The 2,519-nt window shown below is 75.8% G+C and carries 1 protein-coding gene and 1 pseudogene; both read right to left on the reverse strand.

What is annotated here, in order from left to right; all coding sequences use genetic code 11:
• Positions 1-123 precede the first annotated feature (123 nt).
• Positions 124-1,668, reverse strand: coding sequence for a N,N-dimethylformamidase beta subunit family domain-containing protein (locus IEZ12_RS13690; protein WP_189272310.1), 1,545 nt, complete (start codon positions 1,666-1,668; stop codon positions 124-126).
• Positions 1,669-1,819: 151 nt separating this feature from the next.
• A pseudogene (locus IEZ12_RS38345) lies at positions 1,820-2,519 on the reverse strand (hypothetical protein); the annotation flags it as partial.

The raw sequence follows: 2,519 nt of genomic DNA on the forward strand, positions 1-2,519 counted from the left end.
GCACAGCACGAGGGGCGGATCGGGGGCCGGTGCGCCCCCGCCCCACGCGGGGAGACAGGCACAGCACGAGGGGCGGACCGGGGGCCGGTGCGCCCCCGCCCCACGCGACGGAACAGCACGGCGTCAGGGGCCGGTGCGCCCCTCCTTGCACAGCTGGTCGAGCAGGTTGGCGGTGGCCCGCTGGATCCGCTCGTCGGTGTGCCCGGGCCGGTCCAGCGCGGGCGACCAGGCGAACGTCCCGGACGCGAACACGTAGGCCCCGCTGGGAGCCCGGTACAGCGAGGTCTCCTGGTGGGTGAGCCGCCCGGCGGCGTCCCGGTACGGGGAGTGCGCCAGCAGGGTGCGTTCGGTACAGGCGGGCAGCGCGACCTTCGGGTAGTAGCGGTCGGCCTCCCCCGCGACCAGGCCGGGCAGTTCCTCGCCCTCGGCCAGGCCGGTGCCCTGCCACAGCCAGTGCGCGGTGTTCCGGGCCACCAGCGGCACCGGCGCGGGCACGCTGCCCGCGTACTGGATGCCCAGCAGGTGCTGCTCGGGCTCGCCGGCGTCCCGCCACAGTGCGCTGGTCGCGCCCGCGGTGCCCGCGGCGGGGTGGTCGGCGGCGACCTTCTGCCGTTTGCGGCAGTTCAGCAGCCGGGACGGCTCGCCGTTCGCGCCGGCGGTCAGCTCGACCCGCCAGTACAGCGAGTTGGCGGACAGGAACACCAGCGAGGTGCCGCCGTCCCGGGCCCGCTCGACGGCCCGCCGCATCGGCTCCGACCAGTACTCGTCGTGCCCGGGGAACACCAGGGCCTTGTACCGGTCGGCGTCGACCAGCCCGGCGTGCAGGTCGGTGGCGGTGGCGTAGCCCAGGTCGTAGCCGTACCGCTCGGCCCACCGGATGAAGTCGTACGCGTGCCCGACGTGCAGCGGCAGCCCGGCCCCGGCGTGCGGCCGGTCGAAGGAGACGGTGACCGCCGCCTGCTCCTCGTGCACCAGCCGCCCCGCCGCGTCCCACGCGTGGTACAGGCTGGCGCCCTGGTGCCCGTCCTCCGGGAACAGGTTGTACGCCTGCCAGGTCACGTCCGGCAGCACCAGCAGCAGGTCCGCCGGGTCGAAGTCCCGGACGGTGAACGGGATGTGGCTGCGGTGCCCGCCGTCGGCGGTGGTCAGCACCGCCACGTACGCGCCGGGCCGCCAGTCGGTGGGGACCTGCAGCCGCCAGGACTGCCACCAGTGGTGGCAGGAGACGGTGCGGTCGGCGACCATCGGGGCGGGCTGGGCCAGCCCGGAGATCAGCGGGCTGGACGCGACCTGGCGGGCGCCGTCGCCGCCGTCGTGGCCGATCCGGTAGACGTCGACCTGGAACTCCTGCGGCGGGTGGACCGTCACCCGGAAGTCCACCGAACCGCCGGGCCGCGCCACGCCCGCGGAGGCGAAGCCCTTGATCTGCTGCCGCACATCGTCGGAGTTGCGCGGGCCGCTCACCGCGGGCCGCGGCGGCCGGGCCGCGCCTTCGAGCGGTTGCTGCCCCGGGGCGTCCACGCTGACGTACCAGGGCACCGCGCCCTCGCCGTCCGCCAGGTAGTGGTCGGGGCTGCGCAGCCACGGCAGCGGGCCCTGGCCGAACGGATCGGACACCCCGTGCGCCAGCGTGCCGGACTCCCACCGGCGGTTGGATTCCGTCCCCACACGCCCTCCCCACACGTGCGCATCCGTCGAGGGTGGCAATTGCCATACGGATGTGCGTGCCAGCCAGCACACCACAGTCTGCTGGCGCAGTGTCACCCCACGGTAGCAATTGGTACCGGCGAAACCGGGTTTTCCGGGATCTTTCGGAAATTCAGCCGGAAAGCCGTACCGGGCGTTCGAGCCGCACCCCGGCACGTTCCAGCCAGGCCCGCAGCGGGCCGTCCTGGCCGGCCTCCGCCGCGGCCGCCACCGCCGGGGCCAGCCCGGCCCGGGGCGCCGCGCGGGACAGCAGGACCGGGCCGTCCAGCCAGTCCAGGCCGGGGCTCGCGGTGCCCGCGTCCACCGCGGCGCAGCAGACGGTGGCGCTGAGGTGGTCGACCAGCAGGTCGCGTCCGCTGCGCACGGGAGGCAAGGGGGGCGCGACCTCGGCGGCTCGCGCCACCCCGCCCGCCAGTGCGGCCGCCAGGGTCTCGGCCTCCCCGGCGGCCAGCCGGGCGAGCAGTTTGTCCAGCGCGGGCCCGGTGTGCGGGTGGTCGTCGCCGAGGGCGGCCTGCAGGGCCGCTGCGCTCTCCCGCCAGCCGTGGTCGACGACCTGCTCCGGGTAGTCCTCCCAGTCCAGCGGCTGCCAGCCGCCGGGCGGTTCCTCGTGCAGCAGTTCGGCGGCCAGCCGGGACACCCGGGTGTCCACCAGGCCGGGCTCCTCCAGCAGGTCGCAGGCGGGGCGGTCGCCGAGCCGGTTCCCGTAGCCGTCGGCGAGCCGGTCGCGGCGGGACAGCTCGGTGAGCGCGGCGACCACGCCGGCGTTCAGGTGCGAGGGGTGCCGGCCGAGCCGCCAGGCGGGCAGCGCGACC

It is taken from the genome of Kitasatospora griseola (assembly GCF_014648555.1).
Classification (GTDB): Bacteria; Actinomycetota; Actinomycetes; order Streptomycetales; family Streptomycetaceae; genus Kitasatospora; species Kitasatospora griseola.